Genomic DNA, 25,098 nt, shown 5'->3' with positions numbered 1-25,098 from the left:
TCGAATACGCAAAGATGTGAGAGCGAGCCGGCGAGGCTCGCTCTCACAAGGCACGATCCATTCCGGGAGCATGATCAGATGATCATGAAGTCCGTCGCTTTCAGGTCGAGGTCTGCCTTCAACAGGGCAATCTGAACCGCGGCCTTTGACCCGCTCCCGTCCGCATCATAGTAGAGCTTGCCGTTGTCAGCATTGTAGATGATGCGATCTGCGGCGGCATGCGCTTCCGAGCCGATCCAGAACGCGCCCTTGGACAGGATGCCTTTGGGACCGGCGGCTTTGAAGATCGTGCGCGCCAGATGGATCGTGTCGTCCTTCACCGAGAAGTCCGTGATACGATCGACGTTTCCTGCGCCGGGCTTCGTGTCGAAAACAAAGACGTCCTTTCCGGCTCCGCCCGTCAGAGTATCGGCACCCAGGCCGCCGGCGATGACATCCTTGCCTTTCCCACCGAACAGCCGGTCGTTGCCATCACCCCCACTTAGGGAGTCGTTACCGGCGCCGCCGGTCAGAATGTCGTCCCCAAGACCTCCGAAGAAGACGTCGTCACCCGCGCCGCCTACGATCGTATCGTTGCCATCGGATCCCTGCGTGGACTCGTCGTCCTCGTCCTCGACGTGAATGACGAACGACTTCACGAGGCTGAGACCGTGCGAGTCGGTCACGCGCATGGTCACGACATGAGATGCTTGGATCTCATAATCCAGCTTTGCGCCGTTCTTGACTACCAGTTCATCGCCAACGATCTCAAAGCGGCCACCGGCATCGTCAAGGAGCGAATAGGTCAGGCGTTCTCCGGCGTCTTCATCCTTGCCGATCAGAAGGCCTACGATCGTGCCGTTGTCGCTATTCTCGACAACTGTGTCGTCAGACAGAATGATGTCGATCGGAGCATGGTTGTCCGGTGGCGGCGGATTCTCGTTCACATCCTTGACGGCGATGGCGAAGGTCCGTGTGTCTGAAAGACCATGGCTGTCCGTCACGCGAACCCGCACGCTATGAGAGTGGCTCGCCTCATAGTCGAGGCGGCTGCCGTCCGCCACGACGATCACGTTGTTTTCGATCCTGAAACGGCCATCGCTGTTGTCGAGGAGTTCGTAGAAGAGGGGATCCCCGTCCGGATCATAGGCGCTCACGGTCCCGACGATCGTGCCGTTCTGGGCGTTCTCCACCACCACGGATCCCATCAGATCCTCGATGATCGGGGCGTGGCTGTTCGGCGGCGTATCGGGCCTGTCGCGGACATGGATGGTAAAGATCGCTTCCTTGACGCCGCCTCGTCCGTCGCTGACCTGAACGCGGATCGGATGCTCACGGGCCGTCTCGTAGTCGAGCTTCGTTCCGTCCGCGACGACAATCCGGTTGTACTCGATCTTGAACCGGCCGTCGGCATCGTCGAGCAGGCTGAAGGTCAGTGGATCACCGTCCGGATCGACGCCATGCAGATAGCCGACGACAGCGCCCGTGGGGGCGTTTTCCAGAACCTGAACCCCGTCCAGCATCAGCATGGTCGGGGCCTGATTTTCAGGAGGTGGATTCTGATCCTCGTTCACATCGATGACGGTGATCGTAAGCCGTTCGAGCGTCATGCCTCCCCGGTGGTCCGTCGCGCGCACCCAGATGTCGTGAGCCATGGCCGTTTCGTAATCGAGCTTGGATCCGTTGAGAACGAGCAGCCGGTGACCATCGAGAGTGAACCGACCGTCCGCATCGTCGACGAGCTCCAGTTGAACGAGGTCGCCGTCCGGATCCACGACATCGATGTTGCCGACATAACTTCCGGATGGCACGTTCTCCGGAACGTAGCCGCCGATCAGGACAACCTCCGGCGCATGGTTCTGCGGCGGAGTCTCAGGCATATCCTTGACTTTGATGTCGAAGCTCCGAGTCAGCGTTCCACCACGTCCGTCAGACGCTTCAATCGTCACGATCTGAACCGGGCGTGTTTCGTAATCGAGAACGGCGCCCTCGCGCAGAAAGATCTGGTTGCCTTTCAGAACGAACGGACTGTCCTGATTGACGATACGATAGCTGAGCTGATCCCCGTCCGGGTCGTAGCCGAGGACCTGACCGACGAAGTAACCGCCGAGCGCATTCTCCGGCACGTCCTCGGCCCACACGACGAGGTCATTCGGAGCGTGGTTCTGCGGCGGCGGCGGAGGATTTCCATTGCCGTCGAGAACCCGAATCGTGAACTCCTGCTCGACGGACCAACCATGGATATCCGTGACACGAACTTTCACCGTGTGGAAAGGATTAGTTTCGTGATCGAGCCGGCTGCCATCCTTCACCCGTAGATCGTCGCCGGTCAGATAGAAGCGTCCGCCCGCGTCGTCGATCAGCTCATAAGTGAGGGGATCGCCATCCTCATCCTTCGCTTGAACCACGCCGATGATGTAATGGTCGATCGCATGCTCCATGACGTAATCGGCGGTCAGGCGACCAATGACCGGTGCATGGTTGGTAGGATACGGCACGGCAGTGCTCCCTATGCGATAGGATCATCTACCTATTAATGGTACTTAATTACATTAGTCAAATGGAATCTTGGCTGGGTTCTTGGGGGAGTGCTTACACGGCGATTTCGCCTTCCCGATACCCTTGCACGTAAAGCAGGGCGGTCAGGTCCGCATGATCAATCCGTGCATGGGCCGCTGCCGCAACGGCTGGCTTGGCGTGGAAGGCGATGCCGAGCCCGGCTTCCTCCAGCATGGCGAGGTCGTTGGCGCCGTCCCCCACCGCCATGGCCTCGTGCGGCGCCAGGCCGAAGCGGGTGCGCAGCTCGATGAGCGTCGCGAGCTTCGCCTCCCGGCCCAGGATCGGCTCCTCGACAGTGCCGGCGAGCCTCTCGCCCTCCACGATGAGGCGGTTGGAGCGGTGTTCGTTGAAGCCGATCTTGGCCCCGATCGGACCGGTGAACAGGGTGAAGCCGCCGGAGACGAGACAGGTATAGGCCCCGTTGGCGCGCATGGTCTGGACGAGCGCCCGGCCGCCGGGCGTCAGGGTGATGCGTTTCTCGATGATCTCGTCGACCACCCCGACTGGAAGGTTCTTCAACAGAGCAACCCGCTCGCGCAGGGCCGGCTCGAAGGCGATCTCGCCGCGCATGGCGCGTTCGGTGATTTCGGAGACTTCCCTTTTCAACCCGACGTAATCGGCCAGCTCGTCGATGCATTCCTGGCCGATCATGGTGGAATCCATATCCGCCAGGAACAGGCGCTTGCGGCGAGTCGCCAAGGGCTGCACCACGATATCGACGGGCCGGTCGTCGAGAGCGCGGCGCAGGGCGGCCTCGACGGCTCTGGCCTCCGCTGGAGCCGGAACAATCAGATCCGCGGCGATTCCCCTTGCCAGGACGGAGCGTTCCGTCTCTTGTCCGAGCGACGTTGCGGCGAGCGCCAGGACCTTGTCCGTCAGAGCGGGCCGGGACGGATCGGCGATCAGGGTCGCAACGAGGGCATTCGGGGAAGACGCCATTGGGAGACCTGGCTGTGAGTGGGTTGAAGGTCGGCGCGGTTCTCATCGCAGGGCCGACCGCTTCAGGCAAGTCCGCATTGGGCATCAGACTGGCCCAAGAGCTCGACGGCGTGGTGATCAACGCCGATTCCATGCAGGTCTACGGGGATCTTCGGGTGATCACGGCCCGGCCCACGCCGGAGGAGGAGGCTCAGGCGCCCCATCGGCTCTATGGTCATGTGGATGCTGGCGTGAACTTTTCCGTCGGGCGCTACGTGGCCGACGCCGTTGCGGCTCTCCAGGAGCTCAAGGGTCGGAAGCTGCCGATCGTCGTGGGCGGGACCGGGCTCTACTTCAAGGCGCTGACCGAAGGCCTGTCCGACATGCCCGCCGTGCCCGACGCCGTGCGCGAGCAGGTGCGCCGGGACAGCGAAGGACTGGATACACCCGAGCTGCATAGCCTCCTGTCGGGCCGTGACCCCGAGACGGCCCGGACCTTGCACCCCTCCGACCGCCTGCGCGTCCAGCGGGCGCTCGAGGTCTTCGCTGCGACTGGTCGGCCGCTCGTGTCGTTCCACGGAGACCGCCAGCCGGGGCCACTGGCCGGCATGCCGATCGTCAAACTCTTTCTTGCCCCCGACCGGGACGAGCTGCGTCGGCGCATCGACACGCGTTTCCTCGCCATGATGGACCAGGGCGCGCTGGATGAAGTGGAGGCCCTGGGCGAGCGGAACCTCGACCCCATGCTGCCGGCCATGCGCGCTCACGGCGTTCCGGGCCTCCTCGCCCATCTGCGCGGCGAAATACCGCTCGACGAGGCCGTCGCCAGGGGTCAGGGCGACACGCGGCGCTATGCCAAGCGTCAGTTCACCTGGTTCCGCCACCAGTTGCCCGATTGGCAATGGGTCGAGCCGGAGCGGGGCTTCGAGGCCGTGATGGCCCGGATCAATGCCCCGGAGCGCCGGTCGCCATCTGATAGAAGGTAATGACGATCTCGAACACGATCAGGAGAACGATGATCAGTTCGAGACGCAAGGACCGTTCCGTATCGATGATGTCGGTCAGGGCCTGGGCGGTGTCGCCCAGCACTTCGAGCTTACGGTGGAGCGCCGTGGCGCGCTCCTTCAACTCGTATTCGTCCTCCAGACGGGCATAGAGGCGCTCCAGGTCCGGGCGGTCCCAGAGGACATCCGGCTTTTCCTCCACGGCCACGCCGCCCGACATGCGCTGCCGGACCAGGAGCGCTTGGCCGACCTGCTTGAGGATCCGACGGCGGTCCCTGGGCCGTCGGCCCCGCTCGGCGAGGTGCTGGACCGAGGGCTCCACCAGCTCGAAGGCGGCCGTGGCCTCCCGCTCGTCCCGGGCGAGGGTCGCGCTCTTGGACAGGGCATCGGCAATCACGATCAGGCGCTCGGTCGAGAGCTGCTTGATGTAGATCGGCCCGCCCGGCGGGATCTGGTCGTCGCGGTCCGGTGTGATCTCGATGATCGCGGTCTCTTCCTCGTGCCGGGCGAACTCGCCCCGGATGCGCTGACGCAGGCTGCGGATGACCTCGTCCTCCTCCAGGGGCGTCAGTCCAACCAGCACAGCGACGCCGTAGCGGAAGAGGGCCACGAAGCCGTCCTGTCCGGCCCGGAACGCGAGGGGCGTGGTGGAGAGCACGTCGCTCCGCTCGAGCCCGGCCACGTCGAGGCGGTCGCCCAGGAGCAGGGCGCGGGCGGTGAGGCGCAGGTTCGGCGTGGGCGCGCCGGTCGATGGGATAGGATCGGACATGGTCATACAACTAAAATAGGGGGCCTGGAGCAAAAGCTAAGCCGCTTCAAAGCAAGTCCCTCCCGCTTGACCGAATGAAACGGATCGTTTAGCGTCGGCGCAACTTTTGAACCGAGAGCTGCCCCCATGCGCAAGCTTATTCTCGTAGTACGAGCGCCATCGACGGAGCGGGATTGACCCGCAGGTCCGGCGATGGCGCACAGGCCCCCTCAGGGGCCTTTTTTATTGCCCAAATTCCAAGACAGTGATGCGAAAGACCCCAGGGAGCGAGTGAGATGAGCGAGACGATGACCGGAGCCGAAATGGTGATCCGAGCCCTGCAGGATCAGGGAGTTGAGCATATCTTCGGTTATCCGGGCGGTGCGGTGCTTCCCATTTACGATGCGCTCTTTCACCAGGACAGGGTTCGCCACGTCCTCGTGCGCCATGAGCAGGGGGCGGTGCATGCGGCCGAAGGCTATGCCCGCTCGTCCGGCAAGCCCGGCGTCGTGCTGGTGACGTCCGGTCCCGGTGCGACCAACGCAATCACGGGTCTGGCGGACGCCATGATGGACTCGATCCCCCTGGTCTGCATCACCGGTCAGGTTCCGACACATCTCATCGGCTCCGATGCCTTCCAGGAATGCGATACGGTCGGCATCACCCGCCATTGCACGAAGCACAACTATCTCGTCAAAAACATCGAGGATCTGCCGCGCGTCCTCCATGAGGCCTTCTACGTGGCCCAGAACGGACGGCCGGGACCGGTCGTGGTCGACCTGCCGAAGGACATTCAGTTCAAGACCGGCTCTTACGTGCGCCCCTTGAGCAACCAGCACAAGACCTATCGGCCGACCGTCAAGGGTGACCTGGACCATATCCGCGCGGCCGTGGAGCTGATGGCCAAGGCCAAGCGTCCGGTGTTCTATACGGGCGGCGGCGTGGTCAATTCGGGTCCTCACGCTTCCGCCCTGCTGCGTGAGCTCGTGCAACTCACGGGCTTTCCCATCACCTCGACCCTGATGGGGCTTGGCGCCTTTCCGGCCTCCGACCGCCGGTGGCTCGGCATGCTCGGCATGCACGGCACTTACGAAGCCAATCTCGCGATGCACGAATGCGACGTGATGATCAATATCGGTGCACGGTTCGACGATCGCATCACGGGCCGCCTCGATGCTTTCTCACCCTTCTCCAAGCGCATTCACGTGGACATCGATCCGTCCTCCATCAACAAGACCGTGAAGGTTGATATCCCGATCGTCGGCGATTGCGCGCATGTTCTGGAGGACATGCTGCGCCTGTGGCGGCAGAATGCCCATCAGCCGGACAAGGCCGCTCTCACGGAATGGTGGGGAAAGATCGACGGCTGGCGCGCCCGCAACTGTCTGGCCTTCCGCAACTCGACTGAAACCATCAAACCGCAATACGCGATCCAGCGCCTGTATGAATTGACTAGGGATCGCGAGACCTACGTCACGACGGAAGTGGGCCAGCACCAGATGTGGGCGGCGCAATACTTCAAGTTTGAGGAGCCGAACCGCTGGATGACCTCGGGCGGCCACGGCACGATGGGGTACGGATTGCCGGCGGCGGTCGGCGCTCAGCTGGCGCATCCCGATGCTCTCGTGATCGACATTGCCGGCGAAGCCTCGATCCAGATGATGCTGCAGGAGATGTCGACGGCTTTGCAGTACAACCTGCCGGTCAAGGTCTTCATCCTCAACAACGAGTACATGGGAATGGTGCGTCAGTGGCAGGAGCTGCTGCACGGCGGGCGATACTCCCACAGCTACTCGGAATCGCTGCCCGATTTCGTTAAGCTCGCGGAGGCCTATGGGGGCGTCGGCATCCGCTGCGACAAGCCCGGCGACCTCGACGCCAAGATCCTAGAGATGATCAACGTGAACCGCCCGGTCATCTTCGACTGCATCGTCGACAAGACCGAGAACTGCTTCCCGATGATTCCTTCGGGCAAGGCGCATAACGAGATGCTGCTCAACGACTATCTCGGCGAGACCGGAGCCGATATCGGCTCCGTGATCGACGAGAAGGGCAAGATGCTGGTGTGATGCGGGAAGTCGGAACCATGCCAACTCTCGTCATCGCCAACAAGTGCTACTCGTCCTGGTCGCTACGGCCCTGGCTGCTGATGAAGCAGCTCGGGGTTACCTTCGACGAGATCACCATCCCGCTCGACCTGCCGGACACGAAGGCGCAGGTCCTGAAGCATTCGCCCGCCGGCAAGGTGCCGATCCTGATCGACGGCGATGTGACCGTATGGGAGTCCATTGCCATCATGGAATATGTGGGTGACGCCTTCGGCGCGCCGGTGTGGCCGGACGATCGGAAGGCCCGCGCCATGGCGCGCTCGATCGCAGCCGAAATGCATGCAGGTTTTTCGGCCCTGCGCTCCGCATGCCCGATGAATCTCGGCAAGAAGTTCGCCAGGAAGGATCGGAGCGAGGCCGTCGCTCGTGATGTCGCGCGTTTCAGCGAGATCGTCCGTCAGTCGCGCGAGCGTTTTGGTGCCGGCGGCCTGTTCCTGTTCGGCGCATTCTCGGCGGCCGATGCCATGTATGCGCCGCTCGTGACGCGTCTCGACACCTACTCCATCGCGCTCGATGCCACCACGCAGGCTTATGTGGACGCGATCCTGTCGCTACCGGCCTTTCAGGAATGGCGCGCTGCCGCCATGACGGAGGAATGGGTCGTCACGGCCGACGAGATCGACGAGGAAGCCATCGAAAACTACCGCAGGGCGGCTTGAGGCCAATCAGAATTCGGGAAACCAAACCATGCTGCAGATGAAAACTCATTATCCCGATGCGACCCGCGTCGAACCCTCGAGCCGGCATACGCTCGCCATCGTGGTCGACAACGAACCCGGCGTGCTTGCGCGCATTGCCGGCCTGTTCTCCGGTCGCGGCTATAACATCGAGAGCCTGACCGTCACCGAGACGGAGCACGAGGCGCATATCTCGCGCATCACCATCGTGACCACGGGCACCGACAGCATCATTCAGCAGATCAAGAGCCAACTCGAGCGCCTCGTGCCCGTTCACCGGGTCGTGGACCTCACGCTCACCGGCGAGGCCGTCGAGCGCGAGCTTTGTCTCGTCAAGGTTGTCGGCAAGGGCGATCACCGGGTGGAGGCGATGCGTCTCGCCTCGGCGTTCGGCGCCCGTACGATGGACGCAACCCTGACCTCGTTCGTGTACGAGCTGACCGGCACGACCGACGAGGTCGAGCGCTTCATCAAGCTGATGACCGCAGTCGGACTGGTCGAGGTCTCCCGCACCGGCGTCGCCGCCATGGCGCGGGGCGCGGAAGGGATTAGCTGAGGCCTCACCCCCTGAAGTCGTTCTCCTGCAGGAACGCTTCCTCCTCGGGCGTCGTCTCGCGGCCGAGAATGGCATTGCGGTGAGGGAAACGGCCGAAGCGGGCAATGATGCCGTGATGGTGGCGCGCCCACTTGATGGAGTCCTCGCCGAGGGCTTCGTTCAGGGCCACCGAGCGCTCCTGATGCCTGAGGGACTCGGAGTGCATGAAGGGAAGGTAGAAAAACCGGCGGAACTCAGGTTCCACCCGATGGTCGAATCCGCGCTCGATGGCGCGGTCAGCGGCCATCAGGGCCACCGGGTCGGCTTTGTAGGTTTCGCGCTTTCCCCGGAACATGTTCCGGGGAAATTGGTCGAGGAGGAGAATGACGGCGAGCGCGCCCTCCGGGGTGAGTTCCCACTCGTTGAGATCGCCCCGGGCGGCAGCCTCATAGGTGGGCAGGAAACGGTCGCGGCAGACCTGGTCGAAGGCTTCGTCCTTCGAAAACCATTTGTCAGGACCGGCCTCGCGCCAGAACAAGATGACTTCGGCGGGAGTGGCAAGACGCTGCATGCGGCGTTGTCCTTCTCGGCAACGGGGATCAAGGCCAATCTAGAGCATTCGAGAGCCTTTTGAACTCTCCAGGCTCGGATCGTTTGTTGACAGAAAAGGCCGGCCTTGCGCTGGGTGCAGGCAGGGTCGGCAGTTTTGCTACAAACAACACCTTGTCAGCGCAGTTTTATTCGCTAAAAGCGGCGCCTGACAAAACAAATGTTGCGCAGATCCTAAGGATCGCGCGGCGGCTACGAGGACGGGGGAAAAGCCCCCCTTTGAACTAAGGGACCCGAGGACCATGCGTGTCTATTACGATCGCGACGCGGACATCAATCTGATCAAGGGCAAGAAGGTTGCCATCGTCGGCTACGGCAGCCAGGGCCACGCCCATACCCTGAACCTGCGCGATTCCGGCGTGAAGGACATCGTCGTGGCCCTGCGTAAGGGCTCGCCCTCCGTGGCCAAGGCCGAGAAGGCCGGGCTCAAGGTCATGGACGTTGCCGAGGCCGCCAAGTGGGCCGACGTGGTCATGATGCTGACCCCCGACGAGCTCCAGGCCGACATCTACCGCAACGAGCTTCACGACAACATGAAGCAGGGCGCGGCGCTGCTCTTCGCTCACGGCCTCAACGTCCACTTCAACCTCATCGAGCCCCGCAAGGATCTGGACGTGCTCATGGTCGCCCCGAAGGGGCCGGGCCATACGGTGCGTTCCGAATACCAGCGCGGTGGCGGCGTGCCGACCCTGATCGCGATCCATCAGGACGCCACGGGCAATGCTCATGACATCGCGCTCTCCTACGCCTCCGCCAATGGCGGCGGCCGCGCCGGCATCATCGAGACGACCTTCAAGGAGGAGTGCGAGACCGATCTCTTCGGCGAGCAGGTGGTGCTCTGCGGCGGTCTCGTCGAGCTGATCAAGGCGGGCTTCGAGACCCTGGTCGAAGCGGGCTACGCCCCCGAGATGGCCTATTTCGAGTGTCTCCACGAGGTGAAGCTGATCGTCGACCTGATCTACGAGGGCGGCATCGCCAACATGAACTACTCGATTTCCAACACGGCCGAGTACGGCGAGTACGTGACCGGCCCGCGCATCATCACGGCCGAGACCAAAGCCGAGATGAAGCGGGTCCTGGAGGATATCCAGAGCGGGAAGTTCACCCGCGACTGGATGCTCGAGAACAAGGTCAACCAGACCTCCTTCAAGGCGACCCGGGCCCGCAACGCCGCGCACCCGATCGAGGATGTCGGCGGCCGCCTGCGAGACATGATGCCGTGGATCAAGGAAAAGGCCCTGGTCGACAAGAGCCGGAACTGAGCCGTTTCCGGGCGGCGCGGTTCTCCCGCGCCGCCTGAGCGACTTCGCGCTACGCCAAAAGCGGATTTGTCAGGGCGGCGGATTCCCGCTAGTGGCACCGGAACGATAACGTTACGGAATTCCATGGGCGCGACGAACTTGCTTGAAGAACTGGCGGACTTTGACCTGCCTCTGTGGGCTGGAATCGACCCGGCTGCCCGTCTCGAACTTCAGTCCAAACTCCAGCGCATCGTGCTCCCTGGCGGTGAGGTCCTCTTCGAGGAGGGCGATCCGGCCGATGCGCTCTACATGCTCGTGTCCGGGGCCCTTGGGGTGTCGGTGCAGGGCAGTCACGGCGAGCAGCAGCGCATCGCACGCATTGCGCCGCCGGAGACCATCGGCGAGATGGCCCTCATCTCCCATGCGCCGCGCTCGGCGACCGTCACGGCCTTGCGGGACTCGGTCCTCCTGACCCTGGCCCGGACGGATTTCGAGGATCTCATCGAGCGCTGGCCCGCCGTCATGCTCTATCTCTCGAAGCTGCTGGCCGAGCGGCTTCGCGCGGCGACCCGCAGCAAGCCCAGGACGTTCACGCCCACAACCTTCGCCATTGTTCCGGTCACGCATGGCGTGGCGGTTTCGGACTTTGCCCAGGCGTTCCTGGCCGAGATGCGACAGAGCCACGGGGCCGGGGTCGATCTGGTCGCGGCAATGCCCGACGAGGAGGACGAGAACTGGCTGTACCGCTTCGAGGCGAGCCGCGAGAGGGTGATCTACGTCTCGCCCGAGCCATCCGGGGCCTGGATGGAGCGCTGCATCCGCCATGCCGACCATGTCGTGCTCCTGGCGCGGCCAGGCGAGCCGCTGACCTGTGAGGCTGAGGCGCTCAGGGCGGCCGCATCCGGATGGCGTCGGCACGACCTCGTCCTGCTGCAGAAGCCAGATGCCACCCGGCCGAAACCGGCGCATCCATCGCTTCAAGGGCTTCCCGTCGACCAGCGCCTTCATGTGCGGGAAAGGAGCCGGAGCGATCTCCAGCGGCTCATCCGCACGTCGAGCGGCAGGGCCGTCGGCCTGGTCCTGGCCGGGGGCGGAGCGCGCGGCTTTGCTCATCTCGGCGCGATCCAGGCTCTGCAGGAGTGCGGCTTTCCGATCGATCTCGCCGGCGGAACCAGCATCGGTGCAGTCATGGCGGCCGTCTGCGCTCTTCAGATCAACATTGACGAGGCGCGCGAGATCATGATGGAGGCCTTCGTCCGAAGCCCGCCGCTCAACGACTACACCCTGCCGCTGATCGCCTTGATCCGTGGTCTCAAGGTCGATGCCCGGCTGAGCCAACATTTCGGGCAGCGAAACATCGAGGATCTCTGGCTACCCTTCTTCTGCGTCTCGTCGAATCTGACGACCGGAACGACCCATGTTCATCGTCAGGGTACGCTCTGGCGGGCCTTGCGGGCGAGCCTCGCCATTCCCGGGCTGCTGCCGCCCATGGTCGAGCCCGAAGGGGTGCTCGTCGACGGCGCCATGATGAATAACCTGCCGGCCGACATCATGGCCGATTTCCAGAGGGGACCTGTGCTCGGCATCGATGTGGCGCGGGATGTGGCCTTCACGTCCGCGGGCGATGAGGAGAAGAAAGCGCCGCTCCTGCGCAGACTTCTCGGACTGCCGGCCGATGCTCCTGATATCGTCAATCTGCTCTATCGCTCGGCCACCATCTCGAGCGATGCCCAAACCTTGAAAGCGCGTGCCCATGCCACACTCGTGATCCATCCGCCTCTTGCCGACGTGCCGCTCCGTGGGTGGGAGCAGTTCGAGAGAGTGGTCGAGATCGGCTACCGGCATACGAAGGAGCGCATCGACGCGGGAGATCTCGATGCATTCAGGATGACCTGAGAACGGCGGGCGAGACCACGCGGCTTATAGGTGATGCAGCACCATGGCACCTGCCACCACCGAAAGGCCCAGAACGATGCCGAGCGTCTCATGGCGGTGCTTCCAGAACCGGTAAACGGCGTAGGAGCAGACGAGGGTCGCGAGCAGCGCGGCAAGGCTCTGCATCAGCTGATTTGCCTTGGTCGGACCTCTCAGCGGCTCGGCTTGCTCCCAACTCTCCATGAGCCAGAGGACTGAGAAAACCAGGGACGCAGCGGCTGAGACCGACGGCCACCAGATGGCTGGCAGTTCTGTTCCTAGCGGATCAGCCGCCTCCAGCGAGGGCGCAGCGGGGCTGACCTCTTCGTAAGAGGCGGGAGAAGGAAGGCTCACAACGAGGAAACCGTGATGTTACAGCAATACTGTTAACATCATGGAAGAGCGCTGCCACCTCCTGGAATAGAGGGGGGTGGCGGCTCGCCCTCGAGCGAGCCGCTACTGTTACTGCTGGTTGCTCTTCGTGTTCTGAGCCTTGTTGTTGTCCTGCTTCCCGGGATCGTTCCGGTTCTTCACGGTCCCACCCGAGCCGCGGATCTCATGGCCAGGATGCTTCTTGCTTTCGGCGGAGTTGTCGCCGTTCATCTTGCCTTTTCCCATCAGGGACCTCCTTCGGTGTGGGAGGTTAATGAACCCTGGGACGCCCGGTTCCCCGCTGTGCGGACCTACCACAGCCAATACTGCGCGAGCCCCGCGCCGGGTGCCAGGATGATGAAGGCCCAGACGGAGGCTGACGCCACGTTGGCAGCCTGGAACAGCACGACCGGCATCAGGAAGATCCCGGCGATCAGGGCGATCACGGCGCGGATCGGGCCGAAGAACCGCCCGAGGAACACGGCCCAAGGTCCGAAGCGCTGAAAGAAATCTTCTCCCCGCATGATGAGCTTGGGATTGCGCGACAGGGGCCACGTTTCATAGACCGCCTTCTTGTAGCGCTGGCCGATCGCAAAGGAGACCCAATTTCCGAGAAAGGCCCCGCACGCAGCCCCTGCCCAGACCTGCCAGAAGGGGATGTCGGCAGCGGCGATCACGAAACCGACCGCGATCATGATCGTCATGGTCGGCAGGAGCAGCGACACGAAGGCGAGCGATTCGGCAAAGGTCATGAGGCCGAGGACGAAGGGGGCATAGGCCTGATGGGTCTGCACGAATCCGACGATGCTGGTCTTCAAAAACCCGATGTCCATGATGCCTGAGGCCGCCCTTTCGCAGGAGGAGCTAAGATCAATACGGATTGTCGCGGAGAGAACCAACTGCCTTTGTGATGAGTGAGATCACATCAGGCGATTTGAAGCGCGACGGCCGTTGCGCTAACGGGTAAGCGAAAGGGGCCAGATCCATGAACGTTCTCTCAATTCAATCGCATGTCGCCTACGGTCATGTGGGTAACGCCTCGGCGGTGTTTCCGATGCAGCGCCTCGGCGTCGAGGTCTGGCCCATTCACACGGTTCAGTTCTCCAACCATACCGGATACGGTTCCTGGAAGGGGCGGGTTTTCGACGGCCCTGCCATCGAGGATCTCGTCGAGGGAATCGCCGAGCGAGGCGTGCTCACCCGGTGCGACGGGGTTCTCTCAGGCTATATGGGGTCAGCCGACATCGGCAATGCGATCCTTTCGGCGGTGGCGCGGGTGCGCGTGCTCAACCCGAAGGCTCTCTATTGCTGCGACCCGGTGATCGGCGACGTGGGCCGTGGCGTCTTCGTACGGCCGGGCATTCCGGAATTCATGCGCAAGCAGGCGGTTCCCTCCGCGGACATCATCACCCCGAACCAGTTCGAGCTGGATTACCTGTCAGGCCTCGCGACCCAGACCTTGGCCGATGTGAAACAGGCCGTCTCGATCGTGCAGGGACTAGGCCCGAGGGTCATTCTCGTGACCTCGGTCGAGACGAAGGAGACCCCGGCCGACAGCGTCGATCTCGTGGCCGGTGAGAGTGGGCGCTTCTGGTGCGTCCGGACGCCTAAGCTGTCGCTGTCCGTCAACGGGGCAGGGGACGCCATCGCGGCTCTCTTCTTCGTCCATTATGCCCGCTCGCGTTCGGCCCCAACGGCTCTGGCCGCGGCTTCGGCCTCCGTCTACGGCCTGCTCAAGCGCACCGAGGAGGCGGGATCGCGCGAGATCCTGACGATCGCCGCGCAGGACGAGTTCGTCTCGCCCAGTCATCGCTTCGAGGCGGTGGAGGTCTAGGCCGACCCGCTCTCTGGGTTATGGTTCGTCATGTCGCTGACGGCGGATAGGCCGAAGGGAGAAGCCGGCTTACCTTGCGATCCTTCCGGAGGCGGTCCTAGAATGCGCCCGAATATGGGACCATGAGGATCGGAATGGATCAGGCAACCTCCCTTGCGGCGGTGGCGCTCGACGATGTCGCCATCACGTTCGGGCCGAGAGTGGGTGGCTATACGGCCGTCAGGGGCATCGATCTTGCGGTTCGTCCCGGGGAGTTCGTGGCTATCGTCGGGCCAACGGGATCCGGCAAATCCACAATCCTGAACGCGGCCGCCGGCCTGCTGAAGCCCTCGGCCGGTCGGGTCACGATATTCGGCAGCGATCTCGCCAGCCTCAATCTACGTGCCGGCTACCTCTTCCAGCAGGATGCGCTGATGCCATGGAAAACGGCCCTCGACAACGTGGCAGTCGCCCTTGAATCGAAAGGTGTGTCCCGCAGCGACGCTGTCCAGCGCGCGAGGGATTGGCTCGGACGGGTGGGCCTTGCAGCCTTCGTCGACCGCTATCCGCACATGCTCTCCGGCGGGCAGCGTAAGCGCGTGGCCCTGGCCCAGGTCCTGATCCGTGATCCCGAGATCCTTCTGATGGATGAACCTTTCGGTCCCCTCGATGCCCAAACGCGGCAGATCATGGGCAACCTGCTCCTGAGCCTGTGGGCGGCGGACCGCAAGGCGGTCCTGTTCGTCACGCACGATCTGGAGGAGGCGATTGCGCTCGCCGATCGCGTGGTTCTGATGTCGGCAGGGCCGGCTGCCGGGATCATCGGCGACTTTCCGGTCGACTTGCCCCGGCCGCGCGACATCGCCGAGGTCCGTATGGAGCGGACCTTCCACCGCATCCACAAGGAGATCTGGGCGAGCCTTCGCGTCGAGGTTCAAAAGGCCTACAGCCAAGGGGAGAATGCGTGATGCCGCGTCTGAAACTCACGGTTCTTCAGATCGGCGTGGGCCTGATCTTCCTTTTGGCATGGCACGTGCTGACCGTATATCCGATCTCCGGCACGCCCAAGCAGGTGCAGTTCTTCTTCTCGACTCCGCTCGACGTCCTGAAACGCTGCTGGACTCTCTTCGCCAGCGGCGAGATCTGGGGGCATCTCTGGATCACGCTGGTGGAAACCATCCTGGCCTTCCTGATCGGCGCCGGTGGCGGCATCATCTTCGGATTCCTCTTCGCACGCAAGGAACTGCTGGCCGCGGTCTTCGACCCCTATATCAAGGCTGCGAATGCCCTCCCGCGCGTGGTGCTCGCACCGATCTTCGCCCTGTGGTTCGGCCTCGGCATCTGGTCGAAGGTGGCGCTTGGATTCACGCTCGTGTTCTTCATCGTATTTTTCAACGTGTATCAGGGGGTGCGTGAGGTGTCGCCGGTCGTGCTCGCCAATGCCCGCATGCTGGGCATGAACGAACGCCAGCTGCTCCGGCACGTCTATTGGCCGTCAGCGCTGACCTGGGTGTTCTCGTCGCTTCACACGTCCGTAGGTTTCGCGCTCGTCGGCGCGGTCGTCGGGGAGTATCTCGGGTCCTCCGCTGGCCTGGGCTATAAGATCCACGAGGCCGAGAGCGTCTTCGACGTGACCGGCGTCTTCGCCGGCATGCTGATCCTGTCCGTGTTCGTCATCCTCATCGACATGCTCGTGACGAGGATCGAGAACGCTTTCCTCGTCTGGCGGCCGCAAGCATCGCTGGCCGCGCGAACGTAAGAGCTCCACACCGACGCCATCACAACAGGGAGAGACGCGATGGAACGCCGTACATTCTTGAAGACCGCCGGAGCGCTCGGACTGACTGCAGCTTTGGGCCCGAAGGCATTCGCGCAGGGTGCGCCTGAGAAGGCGAAAGTGACGCTCGGCGTCGGTGGCAAGCCACTGCTCTACTACCTCCCGCTCACCATCGCCGAGCGCAAGGGCTTCTTCAAAGAGCAGGGGCTCGAGGTCGAGATCAACGATTTTGGCGGTGGCGCGAAGTCGCTCCAGGCGCTTATCGGCGGCTCCGTCGACGTGGTGACCGGCGCCTACGAACACACGATCCGCATGCAGGCCAAGGGACAGGACGTCGTAGCCGTTACGGAACTCGGCCGCTTCCCCGCCATCGTGATCGCGGTCAAGAAGGACAAGGCCGGGCAGATCAGGTCGGCGGCGGACTTCAAAGGTCTGAAGATCGGCGTTACCGCACCGGGATCATCGACTGCGCTCACCGCGCAATATGCGATGGTGAAGGCTGGTTTGAAGCCGTCCGATGCCGCCATCATCGGCGTCGGGTCCGGCGCCAGTGGCGTGGCTGCGATGAAGAAGGGCGAGATCGATGTGATCTCCCATCTCGATCCGGTCATCGCCAAGCTCGAAGCCGATGGAGACATTCAGATCCTGATCGATACCCGTACGGAAGCTGGAACCCGCGCGCTCTTCGGCGGCTCCAATCCCGCGGCGACGCTCTATACGAAGAAGGATTTCATTGAGCAGAACCCGCAGACCACGCAGCGTCTCGTCAACGCCTTCGTGAAGAGCCTGAAATGGCTCCAGAGCGCAAAGCCCGAGGATATCGCCGCGACGGTCCCGGAGGAATACTACCTGGGTGACAAGCCGCTTTACCTCAAGGCGGTGCAGAACTCGCTCGAGAGCTACTCGCGCGACGGCATCGTCCAGATGACCGGCATGCAGAGCGTGCTCGACATGCTGCGCCAGCTCGATCCGGAGCTGAAGGATGCCAAGGTGGATCTCTCCGCGACCTTCAACGACCGCTTCGTGCGGCAGGCGGCTATGTAAGCTGGCCGAAGGCGCAGAGGAGATTGCGCGTTGCTGCGACCGCACCATTGACGTCATGGACGTCTCCGGACTTGATCCGGGGCGGCCATGACGTTCTGTGCCGAGTCGGAGTTTTGTTGACAGGAGAACTCCCGGCGGTGCCTCATCTGGCGCCGAAGAATCGCCATTCCCGCCCCGTTGAAGGCTCCCGAAAAGGATCGATCCGTATGTCCCGTCGTTTCGTCACTCTCGATGTCTTCACGTCCGAGCGCTTTGCCGGAAACCCTCTCGCGGTTGTCCTGGAGGCCGAGGGACTGGACACCGCGGGCATGCAGAGGATCGCCAAGGAGTTCAATCTCTCGGAGACGGTCTTCGTCCTGCCCCCGTCCGAGCCGCGCCAGCGCGCCGACATCCGCATCTTCACGCCCGCCCGTGAACTGCCGTTCGCGGGACATCCCACCGTGGGAACGGCGGTGCTTTTGGCGCTTCTCGACCAGAACGGCGAACCGGGCGCCGCAGCCTTCGGGTTGAAGGAGCAGGTCGGCATCGTTCCCTGCGCCGTCGAGGTGCAGGGTGCCACGAGCGGCACGGCGCGGTTCCGTCTGCCGCGCCTGCCCTTCGTGTGGGGCGAGGGCAAGGATTCTGCGACATGCGCTTGGGCGCTCGGTCTCGATCCGACCGACATTGGTTTCGACCGGCACGTTCCGAGCCGCCATTCGGCAGGTGTCGCCTATGATCTCGTGCCGGTTTCGTCTCTCGAAGCGCTGGCGAAGTCCAAACCGCAAGGCGAGGCTTTCGACAAGGCCTTCGGCGACAGCGATCATCCGGCGCCGTATGTCTATGCTCGGATTCCTGAGGCTGACGGCCTGCGGTTCCGCGCCCGCATGTTTGGTCTGGGAATGGGCATCGCGGAAGACCCGGCGACAGGCTCCGCGGCGGCGGCCTTCGCGGGCGCGCTCATGCAATGCGAGCCCCTGGGCGACGGCGAGCACAACATCGTCATCGAGCAGGGCGTCGAGATGGGGCGCCCGAGCGAGATCGTCCTTCAGATGGTGATCAAGGACGGTGCCCTCGCGTCGGCCGAGATCGGCGGCTCGGCCGTGATGGTGAGCCGCGGCGAGATCCTGGCGTGAACCGAGAGCCTCAGATCCGGCGCGTCTCCCGCGTCGAGGCGTTCTGCCGCCCGTTCGATTGGACATGGCCCGGGCAGAACCGGGACTTCATCACGGAGAACTGGAAGCGCCGCACCGCGGGCAAGCCGCAGATGTTCAACGGGCGGGTGCTCCTGCTTCAGGACGTCCAGTTCGAGCAGGACCTGTGCCGCAACATCTATTTCGAGGTCGACTACGCCGATTTTGTTGCCTGGATCGACAGGGGTTATCCGGACCCCGCCATCGCCAACGGCTTCGCCATGGGAGCGCTGCGCGGTTCGGACGGGGCTTTCATCTGCGGGGTGATGGGGAACGGCACCACCAATGCGGGTCGTGTCTATTTCGCCGCCGGGACACCTGATCTATCCGACTTGAGGCCTGACGGCACGGTCGATCTCGCCACAAGTCTCACGCGCGAGCTGGCCGAGGAAACGGGCCTCGCCGATGGCGATTACCGCGTGGACGACGAATGGATCATCGTCCAGCGCTGGCCGACCATCGCTCTCCTGCGGATGGTGACGCTGCCGGTCACGGCGGAGGAGGGCGCGGCGACGATCCGAGCGAACATCGCGGCCCAGCCCGAGCCCGAGCTGCAGGATGTGCGCATCGTCCGCGGGCGGGCGGATATCGACCCCGAGCGGATGCCGCTCTTCCTGCAATCCTTCTTCGGCTGGGCCTTCGATCAGAGATAGCCGTGACGGGACTTCGTGGCACGGACCAGCCGGACAGCTTCCGCATCGCGCCCGCCGACGCAGGCGGATTCCGCCTGGCGGAGCTCCCGGTCGACTTGATTGTAAACCGACTGGTTCACGTGCCCCATGGCAAGATCGTTGCTCATGACAGCGCGGTAGCGGTCGATCTCGCCCGAGCAGCCCGATCCTTGCGGCATGTGGGAACTCGACGGCGTGAGGCTGGCGCTCGCTGGGGCAGGGGCCGAAGCCGTCTGGTTGCAGGCAGCCAGCGCTAGCAAGCCGGTCAGGGACAGAGCGTGGGTCACAGTTCTCATAAAAGCACTCCTGGATCGATGACAGTCCGAGACAAAAGCCAAGCTTCACCCGATCTAGGGCGTTTTGGCTGCCGACCAGTCCTTTACGGTCCGGCGCCATAACCCATACGTTGGTCGAGCTTAGTCTTTTCGTTTGTTTCAAAGGCTTGCCATAAGGACGAAGCCCCGTTACAAACAGGCCCGTTGTTCGCGGCTTCACGTCCGCGGCCGAGGAGGATTCGGGTAGCGATGATCATCGTCTCCCCCAGCGCATGGATGAACGGACCCGCTCCCGCGGCCGATCGCGCTCGTCTTCTTGGCCTCCTTCTCCTTAGCTGCCCCTGAGGGTCGGCTGGGCGTCGCCGCCTGGGCTCTCAGGGGTTCTGGACCAGCAGAAACAACCTTGAGCGCTGAAGGCTACTCGCAAGGCCTCGCTCCCTCCGAGAAGGACTATACATGATGACCGCTTCCGTATCCGGCTCCTCCAAGGACCGCGTTCTGATCTTCGACACGACCCTGCGCGACGGCGAGCAATGCCCGGGCGCCACCATGACCCTGGAGGAGAAGCTCGAGGTTGCGGAACTGCTCGATACAATGGGGGTCGATATCATCGAGGCGGGCTTCCCCATCGCGTCCAACGGCGATTTCGAGGCCGTCGCGCTCATTGCCAAGCAGGTGAAGCGGGCCTCCGTGGCCGGACTCGCCCGCGCCATCTCGGCTGATATCGCCCGCGCTGGCGAGGCTGTGCGCCACGCGGCCCGTCCGCGGATCCATACCTTCGTATCGACCTCGCCGATCCATCTGGCGCACCAGATGCGCAAGTCGGAAGAGGAGGTCCTGGAGATCATCTCCAAGACGGTGACCCAGGCGCGCAACTTGATCGAGGACATCGAGTGGTCGGCCATGGACGCCACCCGGACGCCCATCGACTATCTGTGCCGCTGCGTGGAAGCGGCCATCAAAGCCGGCGCCACCACCATCAACCTGCCCGACACGGTGGGTTATGCGACCCCGGACGAGTACCGGGCTATGTTCCGGGCCGTACGCGAACGCGTGCCGAGCGCCGACAAGGCCATCTTCTCCGCCCATTGCCACAATGATCTGGGCCTCGCGGTCGCCAATTCCCTGGCGGCCCTGGAGGGCGGCGCCCGGCAGATCGAATGCACCCTCAACGGCATCGGCGAGCGCGCCGGCAATGCGGCCCTCGAGGAGGTCGTTATGGCGATCAAGACTCGTGGCGACGTGCTCCCGTTTGAAACGGGCATCGAGGCCACCATGCTGATGCGCGCCTCGAAGCTGGCATCGGCCGCCACGTCCTTCCCGGTGCAGTACAACAAGGCCATCGTAGGCCGGAACGCCTTCGCCCATGAGAGCGGCATCCATCAGGACGGCATGCTCAAGAACGCCCAGACCTATGAGATCATGACGCCCGAGAGCGTCGGCGTGTCAAAGACGTCCCTGATCATGGGCAAGCATTCCGGCCGGGCGGCGTTCCGCAACAAGCTGGAGGAACTGGGCTACAGCCTATCCGATAACCAGTTCCAGGATGCCTTCGAGCGGTTCAAGGAACTCGCGGACCGCAAGAAGCACGTCTATGACGAGGACATCGAGGCCCTGGTCGACCAGAACATCGCCATGGCCCACGACCGCATCAAGCTGGTCTCTCTCCACATTGTGGCCGGAACCCGTGGTCCGCAGCGCGCCACCATGCGTCTCCAGGTCGACGATCGGATCGTGATCGAGGAGCAGGAGGGCAACGGACCCGTGGATGCCACCTTTAATGCCATCAAGGCCTTGGTGCCCCACGAAGCGGTGCTGGAACTCTACCAAGTGCATGCGGTGACCGAGGGAACGGACGCCCAAGCTGAGGTCTCGGTCCGTCTCTCGGCCGACAACCGCAGCGTGACCTCCCGCGCGGCCGACCCCGACACCCTGGTCGCCTCGGCCCAAGCCTATCTGGGCGCGCTCAACAAGCTCATGAGCCGGGGGGCGCGCCTGCACGCCCAGCACGCAGCGGAGTAACATTGCATACCTGTCGCGCATCCCGGTTCAAGCCGGGTTGCGCGCTTGCTTCCATCAGTGATGACGAGCACGGCCCTTGGCGATGCGCTCGACGAGAAAAGGGTGATTCACAGGATCGATTCTGTTGTGAATGACCTGTCACGACTGTCCGCTACGCCGTCAAACACGGTTCAGCGGCCCGTTCTGCGATTCTCGATCTTGAAAAGATTGGTGGGTGTGCAAGGATTCGAACCTTGGACCCGCTGATTAAGAGTCAGCTGCTCTACCAACTGAGCTACACACCCGTCGCCGAAGCGAATTCAGCGGCGCGATGTCCGCTGAAGAGGCCGTGCGTGTAACAAACCGCTCGCCCCCTGTCTAGCCCGTTTTCGGCCTCGCGCCGCAGATTTTCGCGGGGCCCCTTTCTGGTGACCATCCTGGAACTTTTCCGGCCGGTATCCGCTCGGCCGGAACGGTCAGGCTTTCCGAACATTGACATGGGTTGCAAGGATCGCCGGGCGTGAACGGCGGCCGGCGGGAGGCTGTCCCATGAATGATGAGCCGAAGATCGAACCTTACCCCGGGCCTGCAGGGGGGTGGGGGTCCCTTAGATCCGTGGAGACGATCCTGTCCAGGGAAGGCAGGCTCCTCAGCGGCAACGCGATTCTGCTCAAGCAGAACAAGCCGGACGGCTATGCCTGCGTGAGTTGCGCCTGGGCCAAGCCCGCCGAACCCCGCACCTTCGAGTATTGCGAGAACGGTGCCAAGGCCACGGCCTGGGAGCTGACCACCAAGCGGGTAACGCCTGAGTTCTTCGCCAAGCATACCCTTTCCGAATTGAGAACCTGGAGCGATCACGACCTCGAAGAGGCCGGACGCCTGACGCACCCCATGCGCTGGGATGCGGCGTCGGATACCTACAAGCCGGTGACTTGGGCGCACGCGTTCCGCGAGATCGGCCAGGAGCTGAAAGGCTTCGATCCGCGTCAGGTGGTGCTCTATGCCTCCGGCCGCGCTTCCCTCGAGACCTCCTACATGTGGGCGCTGTTCGCTCGGCTCTACGGCACCAATAACCTGCCGGATTCCTCCAACATGTGCCACGAGAGCACCTCAGTGGCGTTGCCCCAGAGCATCGGTGTTTCGGTGGGGACCGTCATTCTCGACGATTTCGAGAAAACCGACTGCATCTTGTTCTTCGGCCAGAACGTCGGGACGAACAGTCCGCGCATGCTCCATCCGCTCCAGGAAGCGGCGAAGCGCGGGGTGCCGATTATCACCTTCAATCCTCTGAAGGAGCGCGGGCTCGAACGTTTCACCAACCCTCAGGCGCCGACTGAAATGCTGACGGGCTCGGAAACGCGGATCTCGTCGCAGTATCATCAGGTGAAGATCGGCGGGGATATCGCGGCCCTCATGGGCATGGCCAAGATCCTGATCGAAGCCGACGATCGCGCCCGGGAGGTCGGCGGCAAGCCCGTGCTCGACCATGCCTTCATCGCCGAGCATACCCATGGCTTCGAGGAGTTCGCGCGCGCTGCACGCCAGGCGTCCTGGCCTGAACTGGAGCGCCAGTCCGGCCTGCCGCAGGCGACACTGGAAGCGGCCGCAGCCGCCTATGCTCAGGCGAACGCAGTCATCGGCATCTACGGCATGGGGCTGACCCAGCACAAGGCCGGGGTCGAGAACGTGCAGATGCTCGTCAATCTGCTCCTACTGCGCGGCAATATCGGCAGGCCGGGAGCCGGGATCTGCCCGGTGCGCGGCCATTCCAACGTGCAAGGACAGCGTACGGTCGGGATTGCGGAGAAACCCGAGCTGGTGCCCCTCGACAAGCTGAAGGAGCAATATGGGTTCGAGCCGCCGCGCTGGAAGGGAACCACGACGGTCGAGGCCTGTGAAGGCATTCTCAAAGGCGAGATGAAAGCCTTTGTGGCGCTCGGCGGAAACTTCGTGCGGGCTGCGCCGGAGACGGCAGCGTTGGAGAAGGCTTGGACGCGCTTGCGCCTGTCGGTGCAGATCTCGACGAAGCTCAACCGCAACCATCTCATCCCTGGTGAGATTTCCTACATTCTCCCATGTCTCGGGCGCATCGAGATCGATGAGCAGGAGACCGGGCCCCAAGCCGTTGCCGTCGAAGACTCGACGGCCTGCATCCACGGATCGAAGGGCGTGGCGAAGCCCGCAAGCTCCGATCTCCTGTCGGAGCCGCGCATCGTCGCGGAGATTGCAAAGGCGACGCTCCCGGTGAACGACAAGGTGCCCTGGGATGAATGGGTGGCCGATTATGCCCTCGTCCGCGACGCGATAGAGGAAACCTATCCGGAGGATTTCCGCGCTTTCAACAAGCGAATGTGGAAGCCGGGCGGATTCCACCGCCCCATCGCGGCGCGCGAGAGGCGCTGGAAGACGAAGACGGGCAAGGCCAACTTCATCGTCCCTCAGAGCCTGGAGGAGGATCTCGGGACCGCCGAAAAGGATCCCGACATCTTCAAGCTTATGACCGTACGCTCCAACGATCAGTTCAACACGACCGTCTACGGCTACTACGACAGGTTCAGAGGCGTCAGGGGCACCCGCATGGTGCTCTTCATGAATCCGAATGACGTCGCCAAGTTGAAATTAAATGAGGGCGACTTGGTCACTCTCACGACGGCCGTCGATGATGGCGTCGTGCGACAGGTGAGCGGATTGCGCGTGACTCCTTACGAGATCCCGGAAGGCTGCTGTGCCGCGTACTACCCTGAGTGCAATCCGCTGATACCGGTCTGGCACCATGCGGATCACAGCAAGGTGCCGGCGGCGAAATCGATTCCGATCCGTATCGCCCCGATGCAGGAACGGCAGCCGGAGGCAGCGGAATGACGTTACACCTGTCGCCAGTCATCCGCCTGCCGCGCATGAGCGTGGCGCAGGATGCCTCCTTCCCGGGCGAACGCGTGGTGCCGGAGGAAACGCCGGTTGCCCTGACCTATAACGGTTCGACGCATGCCGTGATGATGGCGAGTCCGTCCGATCTGGAGGATTTCGCTATCGGCTTCAGCTTGTCGGAAGGGATTATTCACGATCCCGCCGATCTCCTGTCGATGGAAATGGTCGAGCACGATCTCGGATGCGAGATCAGGATGTGGCTGTCAGACCGAAGTGGCAGCTCCTACCAGATGCGCCGACGCGCCTTGGCCGGTCCAGTCGGTTGCGGATTGTGCGGCGTGGAATCCCTGGCCGAGGCCACACGGCCGGTTCAGACGGTGACGGGCTCGCTTCGCGTGCATCCGGGGGCTGTCAAAATCGCCATGACCGATCTTTCCGATGCGCAACGCCTGAACAGGGAAGCCCGCGCCATCCATGCCGCAGCCTTCTGGCGACCAAGTGAGGGCGTGATCGCTATTCGGGAGGACGTCGGACGGCACAACGCGCTCGACAAGCTCGCCGGGGCTCTGGCCAGGGCATCGGAGCCTGGTTCCGATGGTCTCGTGCTGCTGACCAGCCGCGTATCCCTCGAAATGGTGCAGAAGACGGCTCGTATGGGCGCCTCAATCCTGGTCGCCGTCTCGGCGCCGACCGCCCTTGCCGTACGGGTCGCGGAAAGCTGCGGAATCACCCTCGTGGCCGTGGCCCGAGGCGATGCCTTCGAGGTTTTCACGCACCCTGATCGCATCGACTTCCATCCAGCATGAGGGAACGAAG

Annotated in this window: 23 protein-coding genes and 1 tRNA gene; 15 read left to right on the top strand and 9 right to left on the bottom strand. The window is 63.2% G+C overall.

Features of this window, described 5'->3' with window-relative positions:
- Positions 1-74 precede the first annotated feature (74 nt).
- Positions 75-2,477, bottom strand: coding sequence for a cadherin domain-containing protein (locus tag KBI52_RS34290; protein ID WP_210812049.1), 2,403 nt, complete (start codon positions 2,475-2,477; stop codon positions 75-77).
- 94 nt (positions 2,478-2,571) lie between these two features.
- The gene (gene serB / locus KBI52_RS24670) at positions 2,572-3,477 is read right to left on the bottom strand and encodes a phosphoserine phosphatase SerB (RefSeq protein ID WP_173948349.1); all 906 of its coding nucleotides are present in this window, start codon (positions 3,475-3,477) and stop codon (positions 2,572-2,574) included.
- Positions 3,478-3,491: 14 nt separating this feature from the next.
- On the opposite strand from serB, the gene miaA reads away from it, so the two are divergent.
- Positions 3,492-4,442 (top strand): tRNA (adenosine(37)-N6)-dimethylallyltransferase MiaA, encoded by a 951-nt coding sequence (gene miaA / locus KBI52_RS24665; protein ID WP_371823209.1) that lies wholly within the window; start codon positions 3,492-3,494, stop codon positions 4,440-4,442.
- On the opposite strand, the gene KBI52_RS24660 is transcribed toward miaA, so the two are convergent.
- Positions 4,402-5,229 (bottom strand): RMD1 family protein, encoded by an 828-nt coding sequence (locus tag KBI52_RS24660; protein ID WP_173948350.1) that lies wholly within the window; start codon positions 5,227-5,229, stop codon positions 4,402-4,404. The genes miaA and KBI52_RS24660 overlap by 41 nt on opposite strands.
- A gap of 275 nt (positions 5,230-5,504) precedes the next feature.
- On the opposite strand from KBI52_RS24660, the gene KBI52_RS24655 reads away from it, so the two are divergent.
- Genes KBI52_RS24655 through ilvN form a run of 3 tightly spaced genes read left to right on the top strand, consistent with a single transcriptional unit; the run spans position 5,505 to position 8,549 of the window.
- A complete protein-coding gene (locus tag KBI52_RS24655; RefSeq protein WP_173948351.1) occupies positions 5,505-7,277 on the top strand; it encodes an acetolactate synthase 3 large subunit in 1,773 nt (590 codons plus the stop codon).
- A gap of 17 nt (positions 7,278-7,294) precedes the next feature.
- On the top strand, positions 7,295-7,975 hold the full coding sequence (locus tag KBI52_RS24650) for a glutathione S-transferase family protein (RefSeq protein ID WP_173948352.1): 681 nt from the start codon (positions 7,295-7,297) through the stop codon (positions 7,973-7,975).
- 28 nt (positions 7,976-8,003) lie between these two features.
- Complete coding sequence (ilvN, locus tag KBI52_RS24645) at positions 8,004-8,549, top strand: acetolactate synthase small subunit (protein ID WP_173948353.1); 546 nt, start codon at positions 8,004-8,006, stop codon at positions 8,547-8,549.
- A gap of 4 nt (positions 8,550-8,553) precedes the next feature.
- Here ilvN and KBI52_RS24640 read toward each other — a convergent pair whose 3' ends face one another.
- A complete protein-coding gene (locus KBI52_RS24640) occupies positions 8,554-9,099 on the bottom strand; it encodes a DUF924 family protein (RefSeq protein ID WP_173948354.1) in 546 nt (181 codons plus the stop codon).
- 280 nt (positions 9,100-9,379) lie between these two features.
- Here KBI52_RS24640 and ilvC point away from each other — a divergent pair, with 280 nt between their 5' ends.
- Together ilvC and KBI52_RS24630 are read left to right on the top strand one after the other, a co-directional pair.
- Positions 9,380-10,399, top strand: coding sequence for a ketol-acid reductoisomerase (ilvC, locus tag KBI52_RS24635; RefSeq protein WP_173948355.1), 1,020 nt, complete (start codon positions 9,380-9,382; stop codon positions 10,397-10,399).
- 123 nt (positions 10,400-10,522) lie between these two features.
- Complete coding sequence (locus KBI52_RS24630) at positions 10,523-12,274, top strand: patatin-like phospholipase family protein (protein WP_210812048.1); 1,752 nt, start codon at positions 10,523-10,525, stop codon at positions 12,272-12,274.
- Positions 12,275-12,298: 24 nt separating this feature from the next.
- Here the strand turns inward: KBI52_RS24630 and KBI52_RS24625 are convergent, their stop codons facing one another.
- The 3 genes from KBI52_RS24625 to KBI52_RS24615 all read right to left on the bottom strand — a co-directional run bounded on the left by KBI52_RS24625 (position 12,299) and on the right by KBI52_RS24615 (position 13,482).
- Positions 12,299-12,439, bottom strand: a complete 141-nt coding sequence (locus KBI52_RS24625) for a hypothetical protein (RefSeq protein WP_173948357.1) — start codon at positions 12,437-12,439, stop codon at positions 12,299-12,301.
- Positions 12,440-12,754: 315 nt separating this feature from the next.
- A complete protein-coding gene (locus KBI52_RS24620; protein ID WP_173948358.1) occupies positions 12,755-12,910 on the bottom strand; it encodes a hypothetical protein in 156 nt (51 codons plus the stop codon).
- Between the two features lie 65 nt (positions 12,911-12,975).
- Positions 12,976-13,482 carry a DedA family protein gene (locus tag KBI52_RS24615; RefSeq protein ID WP_247654632.1) on the bottom strand — a complete coding sequence of 169 codons (507 nt, stop codon included), beginning with the start codon at positions 13,480-13,482 and terminating at the stop codon, positions 12,976-12,978.
- Between the two features lie 167 nt (positions 13,483-13,649).
- Here KBI52_RS24615 and pdxY point away from each other — a divergent pair, with 167 nt between their 5' ends.
- The 6 genes from pdxY (at position 13,650) to KBI52_RS24585 (ending at position 19,120) form a co-directional block, all read left to right on the top strand.
- On the top strand, positions 13,650-14,498 hold the full coding sequence (pdxY, locus tag KBI52_RS24610; RefSeq protein WP_210812047.1) for a pyridoxal kinase PdxY: 849 nt from the start codon (positions 13,650-13,652) through the stop codon (positions 14,496-14,498).
- A 134-nt stretch (positions 14,499-14,632) separates the two neighbouring features.
- A complete protein-coding gene (locus tag KBI52_RS24605) occupies positions 14,633-15,445 on the top strand; it encodes an ABC transporter ATP-binding protein (RefSeq protein WP_173948361.1) in 813 nt (270 codons plus the stop codon).
- The gene (locus tag KBI52_RS24600; RefSeq protein WP_173948362.1) at positions 15,445-16,236 is read left to right on the top strand and encodes an ABC transporter permease; all 792 of its coding nucleotides are present in this window, start codon (positions 15,445-15,447) and stop codon (positions 16,234-16,236) included. The genes KBI52_RS24605 and KBI52_RS24600 overlap by 1 nt, the downstream gene beginning before the upstream one ends.
- Positions 16,237-16,275: 39 nt before the next feature.
- Positions 16,276-17,298 (top strand): ABC transporter substrate-binding protein, encoded by a 1,023-nt coding sequence (locus tag KBI52_RS24595; RefSeq protein ID WP_173948363.1) that lies wholly within the window; start codon positions 16,276-16,278, stop codon positions 17,296-17,298.
- Positions 17,299-17,504: 206 nt separating this feature from the next.
- Positions 17,505-18,410 carry a PhzF family phenazine biosynthesis protein gene (locus KBI52_RS24590; RefSeq protein ID WP_173948364.1) on the top strand — a complete coding sequence of 302 codons (906 nt, stop codon included), beginning with the start codon at positions 17,505-17,507 and terminating at the stop codon, positions 18,408-18,410.
- A complete protein-coding gene (locus tag KBI52_RS24585; protein ID WP_210812046.1) occupies positions 18,407-19,120 on the top strand; it encodes an NUDIX hydrolase in 714 nt (237 codons plus the stop codon). The genes KBI52_RS24590 and KBI52_RS24585 overlap by 4 nt, the downstream gene beginning before the upstream one ends.
- On the opposite strand, the gene KBI52_RS24580 is transcribed toward KBI52_RS24585, so the two are convergent.
- Positions 19,111-19,434: a hypothetical protein gene (locus KBI52_RS24580; RefSeq protein WP_173948366.1), complete on the bottom strand. Its 324-nt coding sequence runs from the start codon at positions 19,432-19,434 to the stop codon at positions 19,111-19,113. The two genes, KBI52_RS24585 and KBI52_RS24580, sit on opposite strands and share 10 nt — an antisense overlap.
- Positions 19,435-19,872: 438 nt before the next feature.
- Between KBI52_RS24580 and KBI52_RS24575 the strand changes: the two genes are divergently transcribed.
- Positions 19,873-21,435 carry a 2-isopropylmalate synthase gene (locus tag KBI52_RS24575; protein WP_210812060.1) on the top strand — a complete coding sequence of 521 codons (1,563 nt, stop codon included), beginning with the start codon at positions 19,873-19,875 and terminating at the stop codon, positions 21,433-21,435.
- Positions 21,436-21,643: 208 nt separating this feature from the next.
- On the opposite strand, the gene KBI52_RS24570 is transcribed toward KBI52_RS24575, so the two are convergent.
- A tRNA-Lys gene (locus KBI52_RS24570) sits at positions 21,644-21,719 on the bottom strand.
- A gap of 244 nt (positions 21,720-21,963) precedes the next feature.
- On the opposite strand from KBI52_RS24570, the gene KBI52_RS24565 reads away from it, so the two are divergent.
- Together KBI52_RS24565 and fdhD are read left to right on the top strand one after the other, a co-directional pair.
- Complete coding sequence (locus KBI52_RS24565) at positions 21,964-24,276, top strand: FdhF/YdeP family oxidoreductase (RefSeq protein ID WP_173948367.1); 2,313 nt, start codon at positions 21,964-21,966, stop codon at positions 24,274-24,276.
- Positions 24,273-25,088, top strand: coding sequence for a formate dehydrogenase accessory sulfurtransferase FdhD (fdhD, locus tag KBI52_RS24560; RefSeq protein ID WP_173948368.1), 816 nt, complete (start codon positions 24,273-24,275; stop codon positions 25,086-25,088). Before KBI52_RS24565 ends, fdhD begins: the two co-directional genes overlap by 4 nt.
- The last annotated feature ends 10 nt before the right edge of the window (positions 25,089-25,098 follow it).

The sequence above is a fragment of the Microvirga sp. HBU67558 genome (assembly GCF_018069605.1).
In the GTDB taxonomy this organism is placed as follows: domain Bacteria; phylum Pseudomonadota; class Alphaproteobacteria; order Rhizobiales; family Beijerinckiaceae; genus Microvirga; species Microvirga terrae.
The sequence above is the reverse complement of the archived record's forward strand: the minus strand, read 5'-3'. Positions and strand labels throughout refer to the sequence as shown.

Excerpts from the sequence above, each read along its gene's own strand:
- serB (WP_173948349.1), bottom strand. The coding sequence starts at position 3,477 with ATGGCGTCTTCCCCGAATGCCCTCGTTGCGACCCTGATCGCCGATCCG.
- KBI52_RS24660 (WP_173948350.1), bottom strand. The coding sequence starts at position 5,229 with ATGTCCGATCCTATCCCATCGACCGGCGCGCCCACGCCGAACCTGCGC.
- KBI52_RS24655 (WP_173948351.1), top strand. The coding sequence starts at position 5,505 with ATGAGCGAGACGATGACCGGAGCCGAAATGGTGATCCGAGCCCTGCAG.
- KBI52_RS24650 (WP_173948352.1), top strand. The coding sequence starts at position 7,295 with ATGCCAACTCTCGTCATCGCCAACAAGTGCTACTCGTCCTGGTCGCTA.
- ilvN (WP_173948353.1), top strand. The coding sequence starts at position 8,004 with ATGCTGCAGATGAAAACTCATTATCCCGATGCGACCCGCGTCGAACCC.
- KBI52_RS24640 (WP_173948354.1), bottom strand. The coding sequence starts at position 9,099 with ATGCAGCGTCTTGCCACTCCCGCCGAAGTCATCTTGTTCTGGCGCGAG.
- ilvC (WP_173948355.1), top strand. The coding sequence starts at position 9,380 with ATGCGTGTCTATTACGATCGCGACGCGGACATCAATCTGATCAAGGGC.
- KBI52_RS24630 (WP_210812048.1), top strand. The coding sequence starts at position 10,523 with ATGGGCGCGACGAACTTGCTTGAAGAACTGGCGGACTTTGACCTGCCT.
- KBI52_RS24625 (WP_173948357.1), bottom strand. The coding sequence starts at position 12,439 with ATGCAGAGCCTTGCCGCGCTGCTCGCGACCCTCGTCTGCTCCTACGCC.
- KBI52_RS24620 (WP_173948358.1), bottom strand. The coding sequence starts at position 12,910 with ATGGGAAAAGGCAAGATGAACGGCGACAACTCCGCCGAAAGCAAGAAG.
- pdxY (WP_210812047.1), top strand. The coding sequence starts at position 13,650 with ATGAACGTTCTCTCAATTCAATCGCATGTCGCCTACGGTCATGTGGGT.
- KBI52_RS24605 (WP_173948361.1), top strand. The coding sequence starts at position 14,633 with ATGGATCAGGCAACCTCCCTTGCGGCGGTGGCGCTCGACGATGTCGCC.
- KBI52_RS24600 (WP_173948362.1), top strand. The coding sequence starts at position 15,445 with ATGCCGCGTCTGAAACTCACGGTTCTTCAGATCGGCGTGGGCCTGATC.
- KBI52_RS24595 (WP_173948363.1), top strand. The coding sequence starts at position 16,276 with ATGGAACGCCGTACATTCTTGAAGACCGCCGGAGCGCTCGGACTGACT.
- KBI52_RS24590 (WP_173948364.1), top strand. The coding sequence starts at position 17,505 with ATGTCCCGTCGTTTCGTCACTCTCGATGTCTTCACGTCCGAGCGCTTT.
- KBI52_RS24580 (WP_173948366.1), bottom strand. The coding sequence starts at position 19,434 with ATGAGAACTGTGACCCACGCTCTGTCCCTGACCGGCTTGCTAGCGCTG.
- KBI52_RS24575 (WP_210812060.1), top strand. The coding sequence starts at position 19,873 with ATGACCGCTTCCGTATCCGGCTCCTCCAAGGACCGCGTTCTGATCTTC.
- KBI52_RS24565 (WP_173948367.1), top strand. The coding sequence starts at position 21,964 with ATGAATGATGAGCCGAAGATCGAACCTTACCCCGGGCCTGCAGGGGGG.
- fdhD (WP_173948368.1), top strand. The coding sequence starts at position 24,273 with ATGACGTTACACCTGTCGCCAGTCATCCGCCTGCCGCGCATGAGCGTG.